This is a genomic window from Paenibacillus sp. FSL R7-0272 (assembly GCF_037969905.1).
In the GTDB taxonomy this organism is placed as follows: Bacteria; Bacillota; Bacilli; order Paenibacillales; family Paenibacillaceae; genus Paenibacillus; species Paenibacillus polysaccharolyticus.
The window spans coordinates 4,978,547-4,996,284 of the sequence record NZ_CP150221.1 but is presented as its reverse complement, the minus strand read 5'-3'; the positions used below and the strand labels follow the sequence as shown (position 1 = coordinate 4,996,284).

Below are 17,738 nucleotides of genomic sequence, written 5' to 3'. Positions count from 1 at the left end.
GATGATTGCTTAATAAAAATGAGAACGCAGTGAAGCGGGAAGTTACCGTGAGGCTGCGTTTTTTTTGTTTGTTTTCTGACATGAGAAAGAGAAGTCTGTATAATGTGAGAAACAGTTTTTGAAAAATAGACATGTCACGTATTGCCCTTTTGTGATTCATCCTATATAATGTCCACTATATGAATACATGAGTCTTTGAGGAGAGGACGTTCTGTGAATGAACGCTATTACTTAGTACGGGAAGATATTTTGCCTGAAGCTGTGGTAAAAACGATGCAGGTGAAAGAGCTGCTTGCTTCCGGTGATGTTAAAACAGTGCATGAGGCCGTCGAGCAGGTCGGATTAAGCCGAAGTGCCTTTTACAAGTACAAAGATGGAATCCATCTGATCAATCAGCTGGAGCGTGAGCGAATCGTAACGATCTCGATTGACCTGGAGCATCAGTCTGGTATTCTGTCTCGTGTGCTTGGACATTTTGCAGGTTATGGAGCCAACGTGCTTACGATTAATCAGAGTATTCCACTTCAGGGCAGAGCCAATGTTGTCATTTCCGTGGAAACGACGCATCTGCATGGAGAGATTGGAGAAATGCTGGATCGAATGCAAGATATGCCTGGGGTGAAGCGTACACGGATCGTGGGCCAAGGTTAATCGAGCTTAGAGAATATAGGATTAGACAATAGGGGGTAGGTCGTTAGTGAAACCGGTAAAAGTCGGATTGTTGGGCCTGGGCACGGTTGGAACGGGCGTTGTCCGAATTGTGGAAGGGAATCAGGAGGATCTGAGCAGCCAGGTGGGATCGCCAATTATCATTGAGAAGATTGCGGTGAAGAACACGGAGAAGGATCGTGTTATTCCTATTGACCGGGCTAAGCTAACAGAGAACCCTTGGGATGTCATTCGTCACCCGGACATTGATGTTATCGTTGAAGTGATGGGCGGCATCGATCAGACGAAAGAATATATTCTTGAAGCACTGGAACGTGGGAAACATATTGTAACAGCGAACAAGGATCTTATGGCATTGCACGGTTCAGAGATTCTGGCTAAAGCGCAGGAAAAGCAATGTGATGTATTTTATGAGGCCAGTGTGGCTGGAGGCATCCCGATCATCCGCACGCTGATTGAAGGTTTCTCTTCGGACCGGATCACGCGGATTATGGGGATTGTGAACGGCACAACGAACTATATTTTGACGAAAATGAGTCAGGAAGGCGCATCCTATGAAGAGGTGCTAGCGGAAGCACAAGCTTTAGGGTATGCGGAAACAGACCCGACCTCAGATGTGGAAGGACTCGATGCTGCTCGAAAAATGGCAATCTTGGGTACCCTCGGTTTCCGGACGAATGTGGAATTGAAGGATGTTACCGTTAAGGGGATCTCCTCCGTCACGCGTGAAGATATAACGTATGCTAAAAGACTGGGATATGAGTTGAAGTTACTTGGCATCGCAGATCGCATCGATGATGAGATTACGATTAGTGTGCAACCAACGATGGTGAGAAAGAACCACCCAATCGCATCGGTAAATGGTGTGTTCAATGCAGTGTATGTGCACGGTGAGGCGGTAGGCGAGACGATGTTTTACGGAGCAGGGGCGGGTGAAATGCCAACAGCTACTTCCGTAGTTGCTGACATTGTTGCCGTAACGAAAAACCTCAAGCTTGGTGTAAACGGATTAAAAGCAATCGTGCCATATAAACAGAAGAGACTGCAGAGTGATGAGCAGATTTTTTCGAAAAATTTTATATTACTGCATGTGGACGACAAAGCAGGGGTGCTGGCGCAGATTACGCAGATTTTTGCCGAATATGAAGTCAGTCTCGCTTCTGTTGTGCAACAGCCGAATGAGCACAATCCAGACGCTGAGATCATTATCGTTACACATAATGCAAGTAAGGCGAGCATGGACAAGGTGCTTAAGCATTTTGAATCACTCAACGTGATTCGCCGCATTAAGAGTGTTTATCGTGTAGAAGGTTAGTTGTTGAGTCATTTTAAAATATAATTAGTTTATATTTTTGTTTTGCAAGCAAATCGTCATTTCATGAATCTAGATCATTAAACCTAAAGGAGTTTACCTACAATGAGATATCAAGGATTACTGCAAACTTACAAAGAACACCTTCCAGTCAATGAAAATACGCCACAGCTTACACTTCAGGAAGGAAATACGCCGCTGATTCATGCAGAGAATCTGTCGAAGGAACTCGGATTGAATCTGTATTTCAAATATGAAGGCTTGAATCCTACAGGTTCTTTCAAGGACCGCGGAATGGTTATGGCTGTTGCCAAAGCAATGGAAGAAGGCAGCCGTACGATTATGTGTGCATCTACTGGTAATACATCCGCAGCTGCTGCAGCCTATGCCGCACGTGGTGGGTTGAATTGTATCGTATTGATTCCAAATAACAATATTGCATTGGGTAAACTCGCTCAAGCGATGATCTATGGTGCCAAAGTCATCGCGATCAATGGTAACTTTGACCGTGCCCTTGAGATTGTACGTGAAATTACGGCTAAACACCCGATTACACTCGTAAACTCTGTGAATCCATACCGGATTGAAGGACAGAAGACAGCTGCTTTTGAATTGGTTGAGCAATTGGGAGATGCACCGGACGTTCTGGCTATTCCGGTTGGTAATGCGGGTAATATTTCAGCATACTGGAAAGGATTTAAAGAGTATAAAGAGGCAGGGAAATCGAACACATTGCCGCGTATGGTCGGGTTTGAGGCAGAAGGAGCTATGGCAATTGTTAAGGGAGAACCCATTCTTGAGCCAGAAACTGTAGCTACAGCGATTCGAATCGGTAACCCTGCCAGCTGGAAAACAGCAGTGGCTGCAGCTGAAGAGTCAAATGGTCAGATTAACTACGTTACGGATGACGAAATTTTGGCGGCATACCGCACCATTGCGGCACGTGAAGGGGTATTTGCTGAACCGGCTTCTGCTGCATCCGTGGCTGGTGTGTACAAATTGCATAGTGAGGGCTACTTCAAAGGCGGAGAAACGGTTGTATGCGTGTTAACAGGTAACGGCCTGAAAGATCCGAATGTAGCAATTAAAACGGCTGCTGTGGAGCCGCTGGTCGTTGAAGATACAGAAGAGGCAGTTATGGCAGCTATTGCCCAACTGGAACAACAGTCTGTATGAGCTTGCGTGGTAGAGTAACCGTAAAAATCCCGGCAAGCACAGCCAATCTGGGTCCAGGGTTTGATACCCTGGGCATGGCCTTGTCTTTGTATGCCTGGCTTGAGATTAAACCGGCATCTCAGACGATATTTCATCTGTATGGAGAACATCTAACGGGCTTGCCCTCGGATAAATCAAATCTGATTTACCAAGTGGCGCAGATGGTATTTGATGAGGCTGGGGTCTCTGTACCTGAGCTTGAAATTTCGATGTATTCGGATATCCCCCTCACTCGGGGACTTGGAAGCAGTGCTTCGGCAATTGTTGGTGCGCTGGCTGGTGCCAATGCATTGATCGGCAGTCCGTTATCTAATAATAAATTACTGGATATGGCAACAGCTCTGGAGAAACATCCGGACAATGTCGGTGCATCATTATATGGCGGAATCATTACAGCAGCTTGGGATGGCCGACGCGTCGACTACCTTCGTATCGAGCCTCACCAGGATTTGCAGGCTTTGGTTATCGTGCCTGACTTCCAGCTATCTACTTCCAAAGCACGAAATGTTATTCCACAGCAATTTGGTATGCCTGATGTTGTACACAACGTGAGCCGTTCTTCATTGCTTGTTGCTGCATTAGCCAGTGGTAGACTGGATATGATTCAAAAGGCAATGTCGGATCGGATTCACCAGCCGTATCGTGCATCACTGGTACCTGGCATGACGGAGATTTTGGAACATGCTACTGAACATGGTGCGCTGGGGGCTGCGCTAAGCGGAGCTGGACCAACCGTTCTTACACTGGTAGATCGTCACGATACCCGGAAGGCAGAACTGGAACAGTATTTGCTCGGTATTATGAAGCAGGAGGGAATCGCGGCCTCTGCCTTATGGCTGGACCCGGACCTGGACGGTGCCCTTATACTGCCGGATCAAGATGAACGTCCTTTTTTGGACAGGATCAAAGGGGAAGTTAACGCATGAAACGAATTGCAGTTTTACCAGAAGGATCAGTCTCGCACGAAGCAATCGATTTTCTTTTCGATGGGGAAGCCCTCGATTTGCAGCACTCCAAACTCATTTCGGACATTTTTCGTGCGGTTGATAGCGGGAGTGTACAGTACAGTGTGATTCCGATTGAAAATACAATTGAAGGCTCCGTTAGTCTGCATATGGACTGGCTTGTTAATGAAGTGGATATCCCGATGCAAGCGGAGTGGGTATACCCTTCCATTCAGAATGTCATCGGACATGGGAATGAATTTGTCACGGACGATGGCACATATGACTTTGGCAAAATCACGAAGATTATGTCCCATCCTGTGGCCATCCCGCAGTGTCAGAATTTTATTCGGCAACATTCACCTGATGCAGATCTTGAAGGCGTGAACAGCACAGCTGAAGCGGTGGAGATCGTGAAAAAAAATCCAGGTAAGGGCTGGGTAGCAATCGGCACAAAGCTTGCGGCTCAAAAGCATGGTCTCGATATCATGGCTGAACGTGTGACGGATCATGACAATAACTATACCCGTTTTGTACTAATTGGGCATGAACCTGTCAGCATTCCGCGTGAGCCGGATCATGTAAAGACAAGCTTGCTTGTTACATTGCCTGAGGATGCACCGGGTGCACTCCATCAGGTGTTGTCGGCTTTTGCTTGGAGAAAGCTGAACTTGACCCGTCTTGAATCTCGTCCAACGAAGAAACGTTTGGGCAGCTACTATTTTTACATTGATGTCATTGAAACGGTTGACTCCGTATTGCTCACGGCAGCCATGGCTGAAATTGAGGCATTGAATTGTCAGGTTCGAGTTCTTGGTAGTTATCCATGTTATACATACCCTTCACGGAAATAACCGGTAGTGGTTGGATAATGAATGCAAAGAGATCATTCGGCGTCTATGTGAAATAAGAGAGTTTTTCCGTATTTTTGTTGTAAAATGGACAGGTTCATTATGTTCCGGAAATATAGGAAATGCATATTTAATGGAGGTGCAGTTAGTCATGGCAGAACAATGGATCTATTTGGATGGTCAGTATGTAACCAAGGAAAATGCAAAAGTTTCGGTGTATGACCATGGATTCTTGTACGGAGATGGGATCTTCGAAGGTATTCGGATTTACAATGGAAATATTTTCAGATGTAAGGCTCACTTGGATCGCTTGTATGATTCGGCAAAATCCATCAGTTTGAACATTCCGCTGTCCTACGATGAGATGCTTGAAGTGATGGCTGAAACGGTACGCCGCAATGATATGCGTAACGGTTATATTCGTCTGATCGTCTCACGCGGACCAGGGAACCTGGGCCTTGACCCGACGCGTTGCCCTAAAGCTTCCGTGATCATTATTGTAGAACAGCTAGCAATCTATCCGGAAGAAGCGTACCTTACTGGATTGAAGGCCGTCTCCGTATCCCAGCGTCGTAACATCCCGGATGCGTTGAATCCGAAAATTAAATCCCTCAACTATCTGAATAACATCCTTGTCAAATTGCAATCGAACTTTTCGGGTGCAGGTGAGGCTATTATGCTAAACTCGCAAGGCTACGTAACCGAGGGCTCAAGCGATAACATTTTCATTATCAAAAATGGTGTGGTGTATACTCCGCCTTGTTACCTTGGAGCACTCGAAGGCATCACCCGTCAAGCGATTATTGATCTGTGCGGGGAGTTAGGTATTGAGTTAAAAGAAGTGCCTTTCACGCTTCATGATGTATACATTGCGGATGAAGTATTTTTCACAGGAACGGCTGCGGAAGTTATTGCGGCGTGCGAAGTAGACGGAAGAACGATTGGCTCAGGTGTAGCAGGTCCGGTTACATTGCAATTGCTTGAAGCTTTCCGCCAAATTGTCGACAAAGACGGCTACAAGGTGTGGGAATAAATCACTGCGTCGAATTGAATAAATAACAGGAATTCTCCTTGTCCGATAAAATGTAACATGCCTCGTGTATGTGGGATTTTAGAAGGCGGGAGGATTTTTTTTGTTCAGATGATGTCATTAGCCCGGTTGCTGCATAGGATGTAGTAACGGTATGGGCGAATGTACTGCCCAAGTATGACGTCTAGGAGGTTAGTTCCCTGTGAAAATACACATGGTGAAAAAAGGCGACACCTTATATCTGCTGTCCCAAAAATACAATGTCGCGCTGGACAAATTAATTGCGGCCAACCCGCAGATTGCAGATCCCGACAAGTTGGATATTGGCATGAAGGTCAAAATTCCTGCACAGCCGGTAATACCAAAGCCAGAGGGCGTGCTACACAGTCACAAGGTAGTACAAGGCGATTCGTTATGGAAGCTGTCACAAGCTTGGGGAGTTCCGTTGAAAGACATGATCAATGCGAATCCGCAATTAAAGAATCCAAATGCTCTTCTGGTTGGAGAAACCGTCTATATTCCTTCCATGCATGCACAAGGTAATCAGGCAGCAAATACTCAAATGGGGAATATGGGCGCGCAAGAAAAGTTATCACCTGAAGGGAAAGAGTATACAGGTGTAAAAGAAGAAACGGCACCTGTTGTACCAGCTCCTCCGCCGCAGGCAGTTGAAATGCCAGTACCTGTTCCGGCACCAGTGCCTGTTACACCGGCTAAGCCTAATATCAAGCCTGAATTGGAGGCTTTGCCTCAATTACCTGTAATGCCCGAAATGAAGCCTGAGAAGAAACCAGACAAAAAAGAAGAGATGAAGCCTGAAGTTCAAGTCCAACCTGTAAACGAAGCAATAAAACCTCAAATGCTTAATCTTTCACCTGAAGCGATGCCTTTGCCTGTGATGCCTAACATCGAACCGGCTGTGAATGTCGAGCCGTCGGTTAAGGCGCCGTGTGGCTGTGGTCAAAAAATGCTCCATGCTCCAATGGAACATCCTTATATGCAGGTACCTGTTCCTGCACAAGAGGTATACGCTGTTCAGCAAAACAACATGTATACGGCAGAGATGGCCAGCAACTCTCCGTTCCCTGGTGTTCAGGATGTTGGTGCTTATAATATGGGTAGCATGCCCAATGGCCCGTGGATGGGAGCAGATCAGACTTTTAATCATAATAACGTAATGCCAAATATATCTCCTGAGATGACGAATAATGCATTTCCAATTTCGCCAGCAGCTCAAATAAACAGTCCTTCCCCGAGTGTTGCAGCTGCAATGAATCAGATGAACAATCAACCGCCATTGATTTCTCCGTACTCTATGCTTCCGTACCCTCCATGCGGGTGTGGATCGCATACACATGCTCCTCAATATACTTATCCTGCGTATGGTTATCAGGAACCAGCTTGGGGAATGTATGGTCACCCGAATGGTATGCCGCCTGAAATGTCCACATCTGTTATGCCAAATCATCCGATGGAATATGCTTATCAAAATCCGTATCCGGCTCAAAATATGGTTCCGCCATCTCCGCTTGGTGCTTTTGGAGAGATGTACCCTTCTCAAGTCCATGATGCCAACAGTGGGAAAAAGGGAGGGCGTGACAATGCGAACTTAAGTCAGGCCGCTTTTGAAGAGGTTGATCCGGAATCTGATGCGAAACCGAAATCAACTCCGTCTAAAAATGGAACGGCAAAACGAAGAACAAGTAAAACACCTGCGAAAAGTAAATCAAAGGTATCTGTGTCTGGAAAATCTGCTAGAGAAAACACGTCGTCAACGAATTTACAAAAAACAGCCAAGAAACGTCGTAATCCCTGGATTCAACATTAAGATTGATCACAGCAGAACATGATATGGAATGATGGGTGTTGCGAAAAGGTCAGTTCAAGAAATTAGAACTGACCTTTTCGCTTGAGCAGTTACAACGAAAAAAGACAGCATGTTTAAAATGATGGAGGTGTCGAATAAACAAAATATTGCTGATAACGTTTGAAAGCCCGTTCAAAAATATGTTACAATATGTATGCGCTTTAATTTCAGGTTGAAACTAGCTTTGAATTGAAGTGTACATGCAAAACTCTGTAGAAATAAAACTATAATTTAAAAAACTCTTGCATTAATTTTGGCCATGTGTTACATTATTTAAGTCGCCGCTGAAACACGACGGTGACGAAAAAAAGAAGTTTGATCTTTGAAAACTGAACAACGAGTGAGTAAACATTCTGCTTGCAGAATGACGTGAAGGTTTTGGTACATGCCATCTGGCCGTATGAAAACTGGAACACAAATGAGATTTTTAATCTCGTCAGATTCAAAATGAGCTTATCGCTCTTTTCAATACCCCGATGAGTTCCACTGCGTTTAACCACGCTGTGAAATTCATCTTTATTGGAGAGTTTGATCCTGGCTCAGGACGAACGCTGGCGGCATGCCTAATACATGCAAGTCGAGCGGACTTGAAGAGAAGCTTGCTTCTCGGATGGTTAGCGGCGGACGGGTGAGTAACACGTAGGCAACCTGCCCTCAAGCTTGGGACAACTACCGGAAACGGTAGCTAATACCGAATACTTGTTTTCTTCGCCTGAAGAAAACTGGAAAGACGGAGCAATCTGTCACTTGGGGATGGGCCTGCGGCGCATTAGCTAGTTGGTGAGGTAACGGCTCACCAAGGCGACGATGCGTAGCCGACCTGAGAGGGTGATCGGCCACACTGGGACTGAGACACGGCCCAGACTCCTACGGGAGGCAGCAGTAGGGAATCTTCCGCAATGGGCGAAAGCCTGACGGAGCAATGCCGCGTGAGTGATGAAGGTTTTCGGATCGTAAAGCTCTGTTGCCAGGGAAGAACGCTTGGGAGAGTAACTGCTCTCAAGGTGACGGTACCTGAGAAGAAAGCCCCGGCTAACTACGTGCCAGCAGCCGCGGTAATACGTAGGGGGCAAGCGTTGTCCGGAATTATTGGGCGTAAAGCGCGCGCAGGCGGTCATGTAAGTCTGGTGTTTAATCCCGGGGCTCAACCCCGGATCGCACTGGAAACTGCGTGACTTGAGTGCAGAAGAGGAGAGTGGAATTCCACGTGTAGCGGTGAAATGCGTAGAGATGTGGAGGAACACCAGTGGCGAAGGCGACTCTCTGGGCTGTAACTGACGCTGAGGCGCGAAAGCGTGGGGAGCAAACAGGATTAGATACCCTGGTAGTCCACGCCGTAAACGATGAGTGCTAGGTGTTAGGGGTTTCGATACCCTTGGTGCCGAAGTTAACACATTAAGCACTCCGCCTGGGGAGTACGGTCGCAAGACTGAAACTCAAAGGAATTGACGGGGACCCGCACAAGCAGTGGAGTATGTGGTTTAATTCGAAGCAACGCGAAGAACCTTACCAGGTCTTGACATCCAACTAACGAGGCAGAGATGCGTTAGGTGCCCTTCGGGGAAAGTTGAGACAGGTGGTGCATGGTTGTCGTCAGCTCGTGTCGTGAGATGTTGGGTTAAGTCCCGCAACGAGCGCAACCCTTATATTTAGTTGCCAGCACTTCGGGTGGGCACTCTAGATAGACTGCCGGTGACAAACCGGAGGAAGGTGGGGATGACGTCAAATCATCATGCCCCTTATGACCTGGGCTACACACGTACTACAATGGCCGGTACAACGGGCTGCGAAATCGCGAGATGGAGCCAATCCCAACAAAGCCGGTCTCAGTTCGGATTGCAGGCTGCAACTCGCCTGCATGAAGTCGGAATTGCTAGTAATCGCGGATCAGCATGCCGCGGTGAATACGTTCCCGGGTCTTGTACACACCGCCCGTCACACCACGAGAGTTTATAACACCCGAAGTCGGTGGGGTAACCGCAAGGAGCCAGCCGCCGAAGGTGGGATAGATGATTGGGGTGAAGTCGTAACAAGGTAGCCGTATCGGAAGGTGCGGCTGGATCACCTCCTTTCTATGGAGAATCGTTTCCCGCGTGGAAACATTCAAATATGCAGCTCAGCTGCAAACCACTCACTCGTTGCTCAGTTTTGAGAGCTCAAACTCTCAAAACTTCTCGTTTGTTCGACCGACACATCCGTGAACGGCCCGAACGAAACGATTTGTTCTTTGAAAACTAGATATCGAAACGAAACAAACGCGAATTAGAACATTCCTTTTTAGCTGAACTTGTGTATAACAAGTTTCAATAAATTGGTACTTAATTGCTTTTGCGATGGTATCGAATGAGAGCGACTTTTGGCTTTGCGCAAGCAAACCAAGGGAAGCGAGCAGTCGAAACCGGAGCAAACTGGTTAAGCTACTAAGAGCACACGGAGGATGCCTAGGCGCTAGGAGCCGATGAAGGACGTGGCGAACAACGAAACTGCCTCGGGGAGCTGTAAGCAAGCTTTGATCCGGGGATGTCCGAATGGGGAAACCCAGCTGGGGTAATATCCAGTTACTCATAACTGAATACATAGGTTATGTAGAGGCATACCAGGGGAACTGAAACATCTAAGTACCCTGAGGAAGAGAAAACAATAGTGATTCCGTCAGTAGCGGCGAGCGAACGCGGAGAAGCCCAAACCAGAGAGCTTGCTCTTTGGGGTTGTGGGACGTCTCACATGGAGTTACAAAGGAACCGGTTAAGCGAAGAGGTCTGGAAAGGCCCGCCAAAGAAGGTAAAAGCCCTGTAATTGAAAGTCTGTTCCCTCCGAGACGGATCCCGAGTAGTGCGGGGCACGTGAAACCCCGTATGAATCCGGCAGGACCATCTGCCAAGGCTAAATACTTCCTAGCGACCGATAGTGAAGCAGTACCGTGAGGGAAAGGTGAAAAGCACCCCGGAAGGGGAGTGAAATAGAACCTGAAACCGTGTGCTTACAAAAAGTCAGAGCCCGTTTTAGGGGTGATGGCGTGCCTTTTGTAGAATGAACCGGCGAGTTACGTTCCCGTGCAAGGTTAAGGTGAAGAGCCGGAGCCGCAGCGAAAGCGAGTCTGAATAGGGCGCCATAGTACGTGGACGTAGACCCGAAACCGGGTGATCTACCCCTGTCCAGGGTGAAGGTGCGGTAACACGCACTGGAGGCCCGAACCCACGCATGTTGAAAAATGCGGGGATGAGGTGGGGGTAGCGGAGAAATTCCAATCGAACTCGGAGATAGCTGGTTCTCCCCGAAATAGCTTTAGGGCTAGCCTCGGAAAACAGAGTCGTGGAGGTAGAGCACTGATTGGGTGCGGGGCCCGCAAGGGTTACCAAGCTCAGTCAAACTCCGAATGCCATAGACTTACTTCCGGGAGTCAGACAGTGAGTGCTAAGATCCATTGTCAAAAGGGAAACAGCCCAGACCATCAGCTAAGGTCCCCAAGTGTGTGTTAAGTGGGAAAGGATGTGGAGTTGCACAGACAACCAGGATGTTGGCTTAGAAGCAGCCACCATTGAAAGAGTGCGTAATAGCTCACTGGTCGAGTGACTCTGCGCCGAAAATGTAACGGGGCTAAACACACCACCGAAGCTATGGCTTGATGCTTTGCATCAGGGGTAGGGGAGCGTTGTATAAGGGTTGAAGGTGTACCGTAAGGAGCGCTGGACATTATACAAGTGAGAATGCCGGTATGAGTAACGAAAAGATCAGTGAGAATCTGATCCGCCGAAAGCCTAAGGGTTCCTGAGGAAGGCTCGTCCGCTCAGGGTAAGTCGGGACCTAAGGCGAGGCCGAAAGGCGTAGTCGAAGGACAACAGGTCGAAATTCCTGTACCACCGTAAATCGTTACGAGCGATGGGGGGACGCAGTAGGGTAGTGACGCAGACTGATGGATGTCTGTCCAAGCAGTAAGGCTGGTTAGTAGGCAAATCCGCTAACCGTAAGGCTGAGCTGTGATGGGGAGTGAAAATTACAGTAGCGAAGGTCATGATCTCACACTGCCAAGAAAAGCCTCTAGCCAGATGAAGGTGCCCGTACCGCAAACCGACACAGGTAGGCGAGAAGAGAATTCTAAGGCGCGCGGAAGAACTCTCGTTAAGGAACTCGGCAAAATGACCCCGTAACTTCGGGAGAAGGGGTGCCCCGGTAGTGTGAATAGCACGAGGGGGCCGCAGTGAAAAGGCCCAAGCGACTGTTTAGCAAAAACACAGGTCTGTGCGAAGCCGTAAGGCGAAGTATACGGGCTGACGCCTGCCCGGTGCTGGAAGGTTAAGGGGAGTGGTTAGGAGCAATCCGAAGCTGTGAACCGAAGCCCCAGTAAACGGCGGCCGTAACTATAACGGTCCTAAGGTAGCGAAATTCCTTGTCAGGTAAATTCTGACCCGCACGAATGGCGTAACGACTTGGGCGCTGTCTCAACGAGAGATCCGGTGAAATTTTAATACCTGTGAAGATGCAGGTTACCCGCGACAAGACGGAAAGACCCCATGGAGCTTTACTGCAGCTTGATATTGAATTTGGGTACGATCTGTACAGGATAGGTGGGAGCCTTTGAAGCGTGAGCGCCAGCTTGCGTGGAGGCACCGTTGGGATACCACCCTGATCGTATCTAGGTTCTAACCTGGTACCGTAATCCGGTGCGGGGACAGTGTCAGGTGGGCAGTTTGACTGGGGCGGTCGCCTCCTAAAGAGTAACGGAGGCGCCCAAAGGTTCCCTCAGAATGGTTGGAAATCATTCGAAGAGTGCAAAGGCATAAGGGAGCTTGACTGCGAGACCTACAAGTCGAGCAGGGACGAAAGTCGGGCTTAGTGATCCGGTGGTACCGCATGGAAGGGCCATCGCTCAACGGATAAAAGCTACCCTGGGGATAACAGGCTTATCTCCCCCAAGAGTCCACATCGACGGGGAGGTTTGGCACCTCGATGTCGGCTCATCGCATCCTGGGGCTGAAGTAGGTCCCAAGGGTTGGGCTGTTCGCCCATTAAAGCGGTACGCGAGCTGGGTTCAGAACGTCGTGAGACAGTTCGGTCCCTATCTGTCGTGGGCGTAGGAAATTTGAGAGGAGCTGTCCTTAGTACGAGAGGACCGGGATGGACGTACCGCTGGTGTACCAGTTGTTCCGCCAGGAGCACCGCTGGGTAGCTATGTACGGACGGGATAAGCGCTGAAAGCATCTAAGCGTGAAGCCCCCCTCAAGATGAGATTTCCCAGTATGTAAGACCCCTTGAAGACGACGAGGTAGATAGGCTGGGGGTGGAAGTGCAGTAATGCATGGAGCTGACCAGTACTAATCGGTCGAGGGCTTATCCAATAGCAAGTTTAAATCGCGTGCGTTTCGTTTCGAATCTAGTTTTCAGAGAACAACACTCTGAATGGTGAAATGAAAATCGGTACATCACGGAATGTGTGGTTGATTTTCAATTCCAAAATGGATATGGAAGAAGCTATGCTTCGACCAATCGCGTTTGGTGGCGATGGCGGAGGGGTTCCACACGTACCCATCCCGAACACGACCGTTAAGCCCTCTAGCGCCGATGGTACTTGGACCGCAGGGTCCTGGGAGAGTAGGACGCCGCCAAGCGAACTTTTTCATCTTACATAGAAAACAGGCTCTGCATGTAGACGTTGTACGATGAGTTGCATTTGCAGCCCAAATGCATATTATTCCCTGATAGCTCAGTTGGTAGAGCACTCGACTGTTAATCGAGTTGTCACAGGTTCGAGTCCTGTTCGGGGAGCCATTAAGGCCCGTTGGTCAAGGGGTTAAGACACCTCCCTTTCACGGAGGTAACAGGGGTTCGAATCCCCTACGGGTCATATTATGGAGGCTTAGCTCAGCTGGGAGAGCATCTGCCTTACAAGCAGAGGGTCGGGGGTTCGATCCCCTCAGCCTCCACCATTTACTTTTTTTATTGACGCGGGGTGGAGCAGCCCGGTAGCTCGTCGGGCTCATAACCCGAAGGCCGCAGGTTCAAATCCTGCCCCCGCAATTGTAGCTTTCCTAACCGAAAGTGATCTGGAACCGTGGTGTAGTTGGCCTAACATGCCTGCCTGTCACGCAGGAGATCGCGGGTTCGAATCCCGTCGGTTCCGCCATATTTACATTTTTATCATGCGGAAGTGGCTCAGCGGTAGAGCATCGCCTTGCCAAGGCGAGGGTCGCGGGTTCGATTCCCGTCTTCCGCTCCAATATTTTGCGCCCTTAGCTCAGCTGGATAGAGCGTTTGACTACGAATCAAAAGGCCGGGAGTTCGAATCTCTCAGGGCGCGCCATTATTTTCATAGTTTGCCGGCGTGGCGGAATGGCAGACGCGCTCGACTCAAAATCGAGTGGGAAACCGTGGAGGTTCGAGTCCTCTCGCCGGTATATATAACGGGATGTAGCTCAGCTTGGTAGAGCACCTGGTTTGGGACCAGGGGGTCGCATGTTCAAATCGTGTCATCCCGATTTCTAAAAATCACTATCTAATCAGATGGTGATTTTTTTGATTTTAATAGATATTCACTTCATAAATTTGGATCTCTTGATCTCTCGATTACCGCAATTTGTCAAGGTCAAGGCTTTCAAGAGTTTAAAGAGGTGGGTTTGCATAAAGGTTTCTCCATTAGGTCACAATAGGTTTAAAAAAGTGATTGAAGGGGTTTATGTGAATAGGTTCACCTTACGAAAACAATTAAAGAGACGCTGGCGACGATGGAAACGAATCTTGTGGATGGTTGCCGCTATATGTGCGGTTACAATATTAGCGTACCGTGGTTTATCTATATCAGCAGCAGTTGAGCGTTTACTAACAACCGATTTTGGTGAAGCTGTAAATGTTATGGGCCCAGTTAAACAGGATCAACGATCGGCACATGAGATTCAGGTGATTGTAGAGCAACTTGAAACGGGTGCAGACCAATTAATACGTGTTGTTTTACAAACCAAATATATTTGTGGTGTTGAAACTGAACAGCTGGGGAGAATGGATATCCCTCAATTAAAAATGCTGCTTGCTCAACATCCAGAGTGGGAAGCAAAGGTTACTTCCTCGGATACGTTACATTTGAATCAAAGCGTGGATGATCTTTCACCTATTTGTAAACAAGAAGCCTACATCAGTATCGATGCTACAGGTCATCTCAATCTGTATGAGGGCAAACCCGCTGAAGAGAATGTTATTCGTACGTTTTTTCAACTCGATGTAGGTACATTGGAAAGTTCATTGCCTGAAGGAGTGCTGGAGCAATTGCAAGAAGGCATCCGAATACAGGATAAAGATGAATATGACAGTGTAATTTCGACGTTTAGTGACTTTGCTGTGGATGAAACGCATCATTTACTTCGAAATGGCGGATAACCCATTCCGCAGGAATACCACCTTTAAGTCAAAGGTATAGAGTTACCTTCGGGAGACGTGTATGAAGATAAGTGGATAGAAGAGATGGCTACGGAAGGACATCGTGCGGATGTCCTTTTTGTCGTTTTTATAAGTTAACTCTTCTATAAAAATGAAAATTTTGAAGAAAAGTCACGAAATACGATAGGCTTTGGCATAGACAAAGTTTTTCCTGCCGCAAGGCCTATCTTTTGTTATAATGAAATGAACGATACATATGTTCGCTTTTGTAAGGGAGAGATGGTTTTGCGTTTTTTGGGAATTGACCCGGGTATTGCGATTGTGGGGTTTGGTTTTGTAGATAAAATCGGGAACAAGGTTGTGCCCGTACAATATGGATGTATTCAGACGGAGGCACATACACCAGATGAGGATCGGCTTCTTCACGTATATGAGGGTATGGTGCAACTGATTGATAAGTATAAGCCAGATGCGGTCGCACTGGAGAAACTCTTTTTTAACCGTAACGTAACAACAGCGATGTCTGTCAGCCAGGCCCGAGGGGTCATGATTCTTGCTGCTGCTCAAAAAGGCCTGCCTATTGCGGAATATACCCCGATGCAGATTAAACAGGCGATTGTAGGCTATGGCAAGGCGGAGAAGAAACAAGTGCAGGAGATGGTCAAAATGTTCCTTCGTCTGCAGGTTGTGCCTAAACCCGATGACGTTGCAGATGCGCTGGCTGTTGCTGTTTGTCATGCACATTCTTATACATTAAATTCCAAGTTGAATGAGGTATTGCGAAAATGATTGATTTTCTAAGAGGACAGTTCATACATGTCGAGAGTGATTATATTGTTTTAGATGTGCATGGGGTGGGTTATCGTGTGTTCTGTCCGAACCCCTATGCGTTTGCCAAGCAGGAAGGCGAGATCATCGTGTACACTCATCATCATGTGCGTGAAGATGCGATGCTGTTATTTGGGTTTGTGACGAGAGAGGAACAGCGTTTGTTCCGTAAATTGATTGAAGTATCTGGAATTGGGCCAAAAGTGGCGTTAGGTATTCTTGCCGGTGGCACACCTGATCATGTGGTTACAGCCATTTATCAGGAGAATCTGACATTCTTGACGAAACTACCAGGTATCGGAAAAAAAACAGCGCAACGTATGATTCTGGACCTGAAGGACAAATTGGACGGTTTTGGTACAGCAGCCTATGAAACGGGTCTCTTTGCACCACCATCCGAGGAGGTTGGAAGTGGGTCCTCATGGGATGAGGCGCGTGAAGGTCTGAAGGCACTTGGATATACGGATAGTGAACTGGACAAAGTATGGCTCAAGCTCAAAAAAGATGTGACGACCGCAGATTCTGTAGATGTGTTGATGAAACGGGCACTGCAAATGTTATTTACGGGTTAATTTATATTCATTTGTATCGTCGTACTAGAGTTGTAACCTGCAAGAAAAGGGTGGGAAGAACATGGATGAACGGATTATATCCGCTAACCTGATGATGGAAGATCAGAACGTCGAATTAAGCCTTCGTCCCCGATATCTAAATGAATACATCGGGCAGAATCAGGTGAAGGAAAATCTTAAAATATATATTGAAGCCGCTAAATTGCGGAATGAAGCATTGGATCATGTGCTATTATACGGACCTCCGGGTCTAGGTAAAACAACACTCGCTAATATTATTGCAAATGAACTTGGCGTAAACCTGAGAACCACTTCAGGCCCTGCAATTGAACGTCCAGGTGATCTGGCAGCGCTACTGACGAATTTGCAAGAGGGAGACGTGTTATTCATTGACGAGATCCATCGACTTCATCGTACCGTTGAAGAGGTGATGTATCCGGCGATGGAGGATTCTGCTCTGGATATTATGATTGGCAAAGGGCCAAGTGCACGTTCTGTTCGCTTGGACTTGCCTCCATTTACGTTAATAGGAGCTACGACACGCGTAGGACTTTTGTCAGCTCCGCTTCGAGACCGTTTTGGTGTGATTAGTCGTTTGGAGTTCTATACGGTTGATGAACTTGCGTACATCGTTTCACGATCCACTGATATTCTGGGTGTAGAGATTGTTGGGGATGCTGCGGAGGAGATTGCTTTGCGTTCACGAGGGACACCGCGGATTGCAAACCGATTATTGAAAAGAGTACGTGATTTTGCACAAGTACGCGGTGATGGCATTATTACACAAGCCCTGGCAGAAGAGGCGTTGCAACGCCTGCAGATTGATCCGCGTGGGTTAGACGATATCGACCACAAGATGCTCAAGTCTATGATTAACAGCTTCCGGGGAGGTCCTGTTGGACTGGATACGATAGCGGCTACCATTGGGGAAGAATCTCAGACGATTGAGGATGTGTATGAACCTTATCTGCTGCAGATCGGTATGATTCAGCGTACGCCAAGGGGGCGTGTAGTTACTGATCTAGCCTATCATCATCTTGGTTTGCCTGTTCCGCCAAGAGACGGTAAGTAAGACTCGGCTTTTG

General features: G+C 47.7%; 11 protein-coding genes, 9 tRNA genes and 3 rRNA genes. All 23 read left to right on the top strand.

Going from position 1 to position 17,738, the window contains the following annotated elements; translation table 11 throughout:
- The first annotated feature begins 213 nt into the window (after positions 1 to 213).
- The 23 genes from MKY23_RS22105 to ruvB all read left to right on the top strand — a co-directional run bounded on the left by MKY23_RS22105 (position 214) and on the right by ruvB (position 17,725).
- Positions 214 to 651 carry an ACT domain-containing protein gene (locus tag MKY23_RS22105; protein WP_110898886.1) on the top strand — a complete coding sequence of 146 codons (438 nt, stop codon included), beginning with the start codon at positions 214 to 216 and terminating at the stop codon, positions 649 to 651.
- Positions 652 to 697: 46 nt separating this feature from the next.
- Entirely contained in the window at positions 698 to 1,984 is a 1,287-nt protein-coding gene (locus MKY23_RS22100; RefSeq protein ID WP_154985527.1) for a homoserine dehydrogenase, read from the top strand.
- Positions 1,985 to 2,086: 102 nt separating this feature from the next.
- A complete protein-coding gene (thrC, locus tag MKY23_RS22095; RefSeq protein ID WP_090919073.1) occupies positions 2,087 to 3,157 on the top strand; it encodes a threonine synthase in 1,071 nt (356 codons plus the stop codon).
- Entirely contained in the window at positions 3,154 to 4,122 is a 969-nt protein-coding gene (gene thrB / locus MKY23_RS22090) for a homoserine kinase (RefSeq protein ID WP_154985528.1), read from the top strand. The genes thrC and thrB overlap by 4 nt, the downstream gene beginning before the upstream one ends.
- Positions 4,119 to 4,994 (top strand): prephenate dehydratase, encoded by an 876-nt coding sequence (gene pheA / locus MKY23_RS22085; RefSeq protein WP_154985529.1) that lies wholly within the window; start codon positions 4,119 to 4,121, stop codon positions 4,992 to 4,994. The genes thrB and pheA overlap by 4 nt, the downstream gene beginning before the upstream one ends.
- Positions 4,995 to 5,142: 148 nt before the next feature.
- Complete coding sequence (gene ilvE, locus MKY23_RS22080; protein ID WP_090919067.1) at positions 5,143 to 6,024, top strand: branched-chain-amino-acid transaminase; 882 nt, start codon at positions 5,143 to 5,145, stop codon at positions 6,022 to 6,024.
- 199 nt (positions 6,025 to 6,223) lie between these two features.
- Entirely contained in the window at positions 6,224 to 7,849 is a 1,626-nt protein-coding gene (locus MKY23_RS22075) for a LysM domain-containing protein (protein WP_339832234.1), read from the top strand.
- Between the two features lie 555 nt (positions 7,850 to 8,404).
- Positions 8,405 to 9,960: ribosomal RNA gene (locus MKY23_RS22070) — 16S ribosomal RNA — on the top strand.
- Between the two features lie 338 nt (positions 9,961 to 10,298).
- Positions 10,299 to 13,224: ribosomal RNA gene (locus tag MKY23_RS22065) — 23S ribosomal RNA — on the top strand.
- A 153-nt stretch (positions 13,225 to 13,377) separates the two neighbouring features.
- Positions 13,378 to 13,494 (top strand): 5S ribosomal RNA (gene rrf, locus MKY23_RS22060).
- Together the 16S, 23S and 5S rRNA genes with 9 tRNA genes alongside form the textbook arrangement of a ribosomal RNA operon.
- 84 nt (positions 13,495 to 13,578) lie before the next feature.
- Positions 13,579 to 13,654, top strand: a tRNA-Asn gene (locus tag MKY23_RS22055).
- A 4-nt stretch (positions 13,655 to 13,658) separates the two neighbouring features.
- Positions 13,659 to 13,730, top strand: a tRNA-Glu gene (locus MKY23_RS22050).
- Between the two features lie 6 nt (positions 13,731 to 13,736).
- Positions 13,737 to 13,812, top strand: a tRNA-Val gene (locus MKY23_RS22045).
- 17 nt (positions 13,813 to 13,829) lie between these two features.
- Positions 13,830 to 13,903, top strand: a tRNA-Met gene (locus MKY23_RS22040).
- Positions 13,904 to 13,931: 28 nt separating this feature from the next.
- Positions 13,932 to 14,009 (top strand) — tRNA-Asp (locus tag MKY23_RS22035).
- 18 nt (positions 14,010 to 14,027) lie between these two features.
- Positions 14,028 to 14,102 (top strand) — tRNA-Gly (locus MKY23_RS22030).
- Between the two features lie 7 nt (positions 14,103 to 14,109).
- A tRNA-Arg gene (locus MKY23_RS22025) sits at positions 14,110 to 14,186 on the top strand.
- Between the two features lie 15 nt (positions 14,187 to 14,201).
- Positions 14,202 to 14,280 (top strand) — tRNA-Leu (locus MKY23_RS22020).
- 7 nt (positions 14,281 to 14,287) lie between these two features.
- A tRNA-Pro gene (locus MKY23_RS22015) sits at positions 14,288 to 14,361 on the top strand.
- A 37-nt stretch (positions 14,362 to 14,398) separates the two neighbouring features.
- A complete protein-coding gene (locus MKY23_RS22010; protein WP_339832230.1) occupies positions 14,399 to 15,253 on the top strand; it encodes a BofC C-terminal domain-containing protein in 855 nt (284 codons plus the stop codon).
- 285 nt (positions 15,254 to 15,538) lie between these two features.
- Positions 15,539 to 16,042, top strand: coding sequence for a crossover junction endodeoxyribonuclease RuvC (gene ruvC, locus MKY23_RS22005; protein WP_090915614.1), 504 nt, complete (start codon positions 15,539 to 15,541; stop codon positions 16,040 to 16,042).
- A complete protein-coding gene (gene ruvA / locus MKY23_RS22000; RefSeq protein ID WP_154887473.1) occupies positions 16,039 to 16,653 on the top strand; it encodes a Holliday junction branch migration protein RuvA in 615 nt (204 codons plus the stop codon). Before ruvC ends, ruvA begins: the two co-directional genes overlap by 4 nt.
- A 61-nt stretch (positions 16,654 to 16,714) precedes the next feature.
- Positions 16,715 to 17,725: a Holliday junction branch migration DNA helicase RuvB gene (gene ruvB, locus MKY23_RS21995; protein WP_339832226.1), complete on the top strand. Its 1,011-nt coding sequence runs from the start codon at positions 16,715 to 16,717 to the stop codon at positions 17,723 to 17,725.
- Positions 17,726 to 17,738: the final 13 nt, after the last annotated feature.

What these genes read in the sequence shown, in the direction of transcription:
- thrC (WP_090919073.1), top strand. Translation starts at nt 2,087, where the DNA reads ATGAGATATCAAGGATTACTGCAAACTTACAAAGAACACCTTCCAGTC.
- ruvA (WP_154887473.1), top strand. Translation starts at nt 16,039, where the DNA reads ATGATTGATTTTCTAAGAGGACAGTTCATACATGTCGAGAGTGATTAT.
- thrB (WP_154985528.1), top strand. Translation starts at nt 3,154, where the DNA reads ATGAGCTTGCGTGGTAGAGTAACCGTAAAAATCCCGGCAAGCACAGCC.
- pheA (WP_154985529.1), top strand. Translation starts at nt 4,119, where the DNA reads ATGAAACGAATTGCAGTTTTACCAGAAGGATCAGTCTCGCACGAAGCA.
- ruvB (WP_339832226.1), top strand. Translation starts at nt 16,715, where the DNA reads ATGGATGAACGGATTATATCCGCTAACCTGATGATGGAAGATCAGAAC.
- ilvE (WP_090919067.1), top strand. Translation starts at nt 5,143, where the DNA reads ATGGCAGAACAATGGATCTATTTGGATGGTCAGTATGTAACCAAGGAA.